Source organism: Microbacterium sp. CPCC 204701, assembly GCF_004010105.1.
Classification (GTDB): domain Bacteria; phylum Actinomycetota; class Actinomycetes; order Actinomycetales; family Microbacteriaceae; genus Microbacterium.
This window is the reverse complement of record NZ_RRYE01000172.1, coordinates 1-6,270: the sequence shown is the minus strand read 5'-3', so window position 1 is coordinate 6,270 and position 6,270 is coordinate 1. Positions and strand designations below refer to the sequence as shown.

Annotated in this window: 7 protein-coding genes; 6 read left to right on the top strand and 1 reads right to left on the bottom strand. The window is 70.1% G+C overall.

Annotated elements, in window-relative coordinates; genetic code table 11:
• Window positions 1-810 (bottom strand): polyprenyl synthetase family protein (locus tag EIO58_RS10955; RefSeq protein WP_164861641.1); only part of this gene is annotated, 810 nt, incomplete at its 3' end.
• Window positions 811-892: 82 nt separating this feature from the next.
• Here EIO58_RS10955 and EIO58_RS10950 point away from each other — a divergent pair.
• The 6 genes from EIO58_RS10950 to EIO58_RS10925 all read left to right on the top strand — a co-directional run.
• Complete coding sequence (locus tag EIO58_RS10950) at window positions 893-1,261, top strand: DUF3040 domain-containing protein (RefSeq protein ID WP_127819572.1); 369 nt, start codon at window positions 893-895, stop codon at window positions 1,259-1,261.
• Between the two features lie 205 nt (window positions 1,262-1,466).
• Window positions 1,467-1,898 carry a division/cell wall cluster transcriptional repressor MraZ gene (gene mraZ / locus EIO58_RS10945; RefSeq protein WP_127819571.1) on the top strand — a complete coding sequence of 144 codons (432 nt, stop codon included), beginning with the start codon at window positions 1,467-1,469 and terminating at the stop codon, window positions 1,896-1,898.
• 122 nt (window positions 1,899-2,020) lie between these two features.
• The gene (rsmH, locus tag EIO58_RS10940) at window positions 2,021-2,974 is read left to right on the top strand and encodes a 16S rRNA (cytosine(1402)-N(4))-methyltransferase RsmH (RefSeq protein WP_127819570.1); all 954 of its coding nucleotides are present in this window, start codon (window positions 2,021-2,023) and stop codon (window positions 2,972-2,974) included.
• Complete coding sequence (locus tag EIO58_RS10935; protein WP_127819569.1) at window positions 2,971-3,582, top strand: hypothetical protein; 612 nt, start codon at window positions 2,971-2,973, stop codon at window positions 3,580-3,582. Before rsmH ends, EIO58_RS10935 begins: the two co-directional genes overlap by 4 nt.
• A 61-nt stretch (window positions 3,583-3,643) precedes the next feature.
• Window positions 3,644-5,431 (top strand): peptidoglycan D,D-transpeptidase FtsI family protein, encoded by a 1,788-nt coding sequence (locus tag EIO58_RS10930; RefSeq protein ID WP_127819568.1) that lies wholly within the window; start codon window positions 3,644-3,646, stop codon window positions 5,429-5,431.
• A gap of 24 nt (window positions 5,432-5,455) precedes the next feature.
• Window positions 5,456-6,270, top strand: an 815-nt coding sequence (locus EIO58_RS10925; RefSeq protein WP_240658746.1) for a UDP-N-acetylmuramoyl-tripeptide--D-alanyl-D-alanine ligase, incomplete at its 3' end; no start/stop codon positions are given.

Sequence of the window (6,270 nt, the reverse complement as noted above, 5' to 3'; positions counted from 1 at the left end):
CAGGTCGTCTCCCGCGGGCTTGCCGGTCTCGCGCTCGTCGCCGAAGACCCCGAGCACGTCGTCGCGCAGTTGGAACGCCATGCCGAGCGGATGGCCGAACGCTTCGAGCGCGCACGACTGCGCGTCATCCGCCCCCGCCACCGCCGCCCCGATCGTGAGCGGCTGCTGGATGCTGTATCGCGCCGACTTGTACGATGCCACGCGCAGTGCCCGCTCGGCGTGGCGGTCGTCGGGCTGGGACGCGAACGCGGACTCCTCGGCGACGTCGAGGAACTGCCCGAGCGTGACCTCGCGGCGCATCGCGGCGTAGTGCGCCCGTGCGGCGGCCGCACGCTCGGCAGTCAGTGCGGCGAGCCCCTCTTCGAGGAGGTCGTCGCTCCATGCGACCAGGAGGTCGCCCAGCAGGATCGCGCTCGACCGGCCGAAGGCGACCGGATCGCCGAACCAGCCGGCCTCGCGATGCGCTGCCTCGAGCGACCGATGCGCCGACGGGCGGCCGCGCCGAGTGTCGGAGTTGTCGATGAGGTCGTCGTGCACCAGGGCCGCGGCGTGGAACACCTCGAGGGCGGCCGCCGCCGTCACGACGGCCTGCGGCGGGGGACCGGCGGGACCGGATGCCTCCTCCACTGCCCTCCACCCGGCGACGCAGAATCTGCCGCGCAGCCGCTTGCCCCCGGCGGTCGCCGCAGCGGCGGCCTCGACGAACCGCGCGGCCTCGGCTCCGGCATCCGTCACGCTCTCGCGCTGCGCCGAGATGAACATGTCCACTCGCTGGGAAATGGCTTCGATCGGCTCTGCGGAGGCGGACACGGGCCTAGCCTAGTGATCTACGGCACGCGTAGACTTTGACAACGGCCCCGCATTCGGCCGACGGAAGTACAGAGGGGGATGCATGCCACTCTCCGAACAGGAGCAGCGCCTGCTGGACGAGATGGAGCGCCATCTCATGCGCAACGACGCCGATGTCGTCAGCGCGCCCCGGGACGGCCGCGCTCTGAGCTATCGCAACATCGTCTATGGCACGATCCTCGTGCTCCTGGGCCTCGGCGGTCTCATCGTCGGCGTCTCGCAGCAGTTGATCGTCGTGGGCGTGATCGGATTCGTCGTCATGCTGGGCGGTGTCCTCCTCGCCGTCACGCCCGGCCGCGGCCCCGGACGCGTCCGCGTGGATCCGGACCGTCCCGCGAAAGCGACGGCCGGCCACCCCTCGTTCATGGACCGCATGAACGACCGCTGGGACAAGCGGCAGGGCGAGCGCTGAGCGCCACCGCCGGCTGATCCCGCACTGAGCACCGACCTTCGGGTCGGTGCTTTTTTGTTGCCCGCGAACCCGCGTCGGCGGCGCGCGAGGGGCGCTGAGGGGGCTCAAGGGAGAGATCTGCCCGCCGGTGGTAGCAAAGTGGAGGAGAGTGGAGTAAAGTGGCGAACATCCCGGGGGGGCCGGACGAAGGGGGAGTGATGTACCGATGCTCTTGGGCACGCACACTCCCAAGCTCGACGACAAAGGTCGCGTCATCCTCCCGGCGAAATTCCGAGACGACCTGGGCGGGGGTGTCGTCGTGACACGTGGACAGGACCGCTGCCTCTACGTGTTCAGCACGCAGGAGTTCGAGCGGGTGCACGAGCGCATCCGCGAGGCGCCGCTGGCCAACAAGCAGGCCCGCGACTTCCTGCGCATGTTCCTCTCGGGCGCGAGCGCCGAGAAGCCCGACAGCCAGAACCGCATCACGATCCCCCCTCCGCTGCGCGCATACGCCGGCCTCGATCGCGACCTCGTCGTCACCGGCGTGGGCGCCCACGCAGAGATCTGGAACGCCGAGACGTGGAACACCTACGCCGCGGCCAATGAAGAGACATACGCCGAGCTGGAGCAGGAGGTGATCCCGGGCCTGTTCTGAGGCGCTGCCGCCCTCGGTCCCGACTCCCAGCCGCTCACGCCCTGACGCCACTTCCCCGGTGCCAGGTCAGAGCGGATGGGGATCAGGGCCGAGGGAACGACAGCCGCAGAAGCCCCGACATCATGAACCTGCGAGACATCCACACCCCGGTCCTCCTCGAGCGCTGCATCGAGTTGCTCGCGCCCGCCCTCGAGCGCGACGGCGCGGTCTTCGTCGACGCGACGCTCGGCATGGCGGGGCATTCCGAGGCGTTCCTCGAGCGCTTCCCGGAGCTGCACCTGATCGGCCTGGACCGCGACACCGATGCGCTGCGCATCGCGGGGGAGCGGCTCGCCCGCTTCGGAGACCGCGTGAGCCTCGTGCACACGGTGTACGACGGCAGCGCCGAGGCCGTGGCGTCGGCGGGCTTCGAGCGGGCCGACGCCATCCTCTTCGACCTGGGCGTCTCGTCGTTGCAGCTGGACGTCGCCGACCGCGGCTTCGCCTACGCGAAGGACGCGCCGCTCGACATGCGGATGGACCAGACCTCGGGCACCACCGCCGCCGACATCCTCGCCACCTACGGCGAGGGCGATCTGCGGCGCATCTTCGAGCGCTACGGCGAAGAGAAGCTCGCCGGGCGCTACGCGCGAGCCATCATCGCGGCGCGAACCCACGCTCCCCTGGAGCGATCCGGTCAGCTGGTCGACGTCCTCGTCGCGGCCACGCCGTACGCGGCGCAGCGCACCGGCCACCCGGCCAAGCGGGTGTTCCAGGCGCTGCGCATCGAGGTCAACCGCGAGCTGTCGGTGCTCGAGCGCGCGATCCCCGCCGCGCTCGGCATCCTGCCCGTCGGCGGCCGCATCGTCGTGCTGTCGTACCAGTCCCTCGAGGACCGCCTCGTCAAGCGGGCGCTGGCGGATGCCTCGGCATCTACGGCGCCGGCGGGACTCCCCGTCGAGCTGCCTGAGCACGCGCCGCGGTTCCAGCTGCTCGTGAAGGGCGCCGAGCTCGCCGGTGACGAGGAGCGCGCGGTCAACCCGCGGGCCACGCCCGTGCGCCTGCGGGCGGCGGAACGGCTGAGGGAGGACGCATGAGCACGACAGCGCACGCGTTCTCGACGGCACCTCGCGTCACCGACGGGGCCGTCGCCCCGGACCGGACGGATGCCCCGAATCGGCGCCTCCGCGTCGTCGACGCACCCGCGCCCCGGCGCCGCCCGAAGCTCCTGTACGGGATCATCGCGGTGCTCGGCGCCTTCCTCATCGCGGGCGCCCAGATGGCGCTGTCGATCATGACGACGCAGGGTTCGTACGAGCTCGCCGCCCTGACCACGCAGCAGAGTGAGCTGACCTATCAGAAGCAGATCCTGTACGACGAGGTCGCTGGCCTCAGCTCGCCGCAGTACCTGGCCGCGAACGCGGCGGCGCTCGGCATGGTGGTCGACGAGTCGCCGAGCTACCTGCGGCTCAGCGACGGCGCGATCCTGGGTGCCTCCGAGGTCGCGCTGGGGTCGTCCTCGATCGACGCCATCGGGCGCGGATCGGTGCCGAACGCGCTCATCGCGAACACGCCGCTGGTGACCGTGGAAGGCGCCACGATCGGCGGGCTGCCGGCCGAGGTCGTCGAGACTCCGGTCGACGGCGGTGTCGGCAACACTCCGCCGCCCCTGACCGACGGACTGCCCATCCCGAGCACACACTGATCCTGACACCGCGCAGCGCACGCCCCGGCCGAGACGATACCGAGACGACACCGAGACGGACATGACGACACGTAGCACGCGAACCCCGCGCCGCCGGACCGTGGTGGCCCTCGCCGTCGTGCTCGCCGTGCTCGCCGGGTTCATCGTCCGGCTCGTCGACATCCAGGTGGTGAACGCCGGCGAGCATATCGAGGACTCGCTCGACCGTGCGTTCGCGGGCTCCCAGACGCTGTACGGCACCCGAGGGGCGATCGTCGACGAGAACGGCCAGACGCTCGCCGGAAGCATCCTGCGCTACGACTGCCAGGTATCTCCCAAGCTGATCAAGCAGATCGACGCCGATGTGCTGGCGGGCAAGTCCGACGCGCGACTGTGGGCTGATCTCTCGGAGGACGTCGCCGAGATCACCGGGCGGACCCCGGAGGATGTCCGCGGGATCGTGGCCGCGGCTCTGGCCGAGGACCCCGACTCGGAGTTCGCGTACCTCGAGAAGGGGGTTTCGACGGAGCAGTTCCGCGCGCTCGCCGACCTCGGAGCCCCCTACATCGCCTGCGCGCAGCATCCGGCCCGGGCGTACCCGGACGGTGCGGTCGCGGGCAATCTCGTCGGCTTCACCGGGGTCGATGGAGACGCGCTCGAGGGTCTCGAGAGGTCGCAGGACGACTGCCTGTCTGCCACCAACGGCACGCGCACGTACCAGCGGGGCAAGGATGGCGTGGTCATCCCTGGCACCGAGACCGAGGTTCCGGCGAGCGACGGCGGCACTCTGCAGCTGACCATCAATCGCGATCTGAACTGGTACCTGCAGCAGCTCATCGCCGAGCAGACCCAGAACATGGCCGCCCAGCATGGCTCGATCCTGGTATACGAGGTGAAGACCGGCAAGGTGCGCGCGGCGGCCGAGTACCCCACGGTCGATCCCAACGACTTCGAGGCGACCGCGCCCGACGACCGTTCGAGCGAGATCTTCCGCGGCACATTCGAGCCCGGCTCGACGTTCAAGGCCCTCACTGCCGCGACGGTGATCGACGCCGGAGGTCAGAGCGCCACGTCGACCGTGACCTCGTCGTGGCAGGAGTACTTCCCGAATGGGGCGCGAGTGCGGGACGCCTTCCAGCACCCCACCTACGAGTACACACTCGCGGGCGTGCTCGTCGACTCGTCGAACGCAGGCATCTCGAAGTTCAGCGAGAAGGTCAGCCCGCAGGTGCGGCACGATTACCTCACACGCTTCGGCATCGGCCACGGCACCGACTCGGGCTACCAGGGCGAGTGGCACGGCCTCGTGCACCCGGTGGAGGCGTGGGGTGCCCAGACGACCTACAACACCTCGTTCGGCCAGGGTTTGACCACGACGATGCCCGAGCTCGCGCGCGCGTACGGCGCGATCGTGAACGACGGTGTCATGATGCCGCTGTCGATCATCGAGTCGTGCACGAAGCCCGACGGAGCGGTCGTCATGCCCGACCTCGGCGAGCCGCAGCGTGTCATCAGCGAAGACACGTCTGCGCAGATGCGGGCGATGCTCGAGAACGTGTTCCTCCAGTCGGGGTACTCGAAGTCGGTCGAGATTCCCGGCTATCGCGTCGGCGGCAAGACGGGAACCGGCGAGAAGGCCGACCTCGTCAACGGCGGCTACAAGTCCGGCGTCTACTACACGACGATGGTCGGCTTCGCTCCGGTCGAGGACCCCGAATACGTCGTGGTCGTCACCCTCGACGAGCCGACGAAGGTAACATCGTCTGCGGCCAACGCGACCGCGTTCCAGAGGGCCATGACCCAGGTGCTGAAGACTTATCGCGTCATGCCCTCGACGACGGCGCCGGAGCTCCTGCCCAAGTTCGGGTGAGCTCCCCGAACCGGCCGGAGACCCATGATCGCGCTCACCATCGACCAGATCGCCCACGCCGTCGCCGGCGAGGCGCGACTGGCCGGTGACGACACCCTCGAGACCCTCATCTCGGGGGCTGTCGACACCGACTCACGCCTCATCGAGCCGGGCGGCGTGTTCGTGGCCAAGCCCGGCGACGCCACCGACGGCCACCTGTACGTCGACGCCGCCGTCGAGAGGGGCGCGGCCCTCGCGATCGTCGAGCGGCCGGTCGAGGCATCCGTCAGCCAGATCGTCGTGCCGAGCGCCGTCGCCGCACTCGCCGACCTCGCGCGCGAGGTCGTCGCGCGCGTGAAGAACACAGGCGACCTGCGCGTCGTCGGGATCACCGGCTCGAACGGCAAGACCACCACCAAGAACCTGCTGGCGCGCATCCTCGAGGGCGAGGGCGAGGGCGAGACCGTGGCGCCGAAGGCGTCGTTCAACAACGAGGTCGGGGCACCGCTGACGATGCTGCGGGTGAGCGAGGGCACGAGGTTCCTCGTGAGCGAGCTCGGCGCGAGCGCCCCGGGCGAGATCGCGCGCCTCGCGGGGCTCGTCGAGCCCGACGTCGGCGTCGTGCTGATGGTCGGCATGGCGCATGCGGGCGGCTTCGGCGGCATCGAGGCGACGTTCCACGCCAAGTCAGAGCTCGTGCAGGCCCTGCGCGGCGGCGGCACGGCCGTGCTCAACGCGGACGACGCACGCGTGGCGGCGATGGCCCCGATCGCCGCAGAGCGCGGCGCCAGGGTGCGCTGGTTCGGCCGCGGGATCGCAGCGACGGATGTGCGCGCCGATGACGTCGAGGTCACGGCATC

Coding starts and splice junctions, on each gene's coding strand:
- EIO58_RS10950 (WP_127819572.1), top strand. CDS start 893: ATGCCACTCTCCGAACAGGAGCAGCGCCTGCTGGACGAGATGGAGCGC.
- mraZ (WP_127819571.1), top strand. CDS start 1,467: ATGCTCTTGGGCACGCACACTCCCAAGCTCGACGACAAAGGTCGCGTC.
- rsmH (WP_127819570.1), top strand. CDS start 2,021: ATGAACCTGCGAGACATCCACACCCCGGTCCTCCTCGAGCGCTGCATC.
- EIO58_RS10935 (WP_127819569.1), top strand. CDS start 2,971: ATGAGCACGACAGCGCACGCGTTCTCGACGGCACCTCGCGTCACCGAC.
- EIO58_RS10930 (WP_127819568.1), top strand. CDS start 3,644: ATGACGACACGTAGCACGCGAACCCCGCGCCGCCGGACCGTGGTGGCC.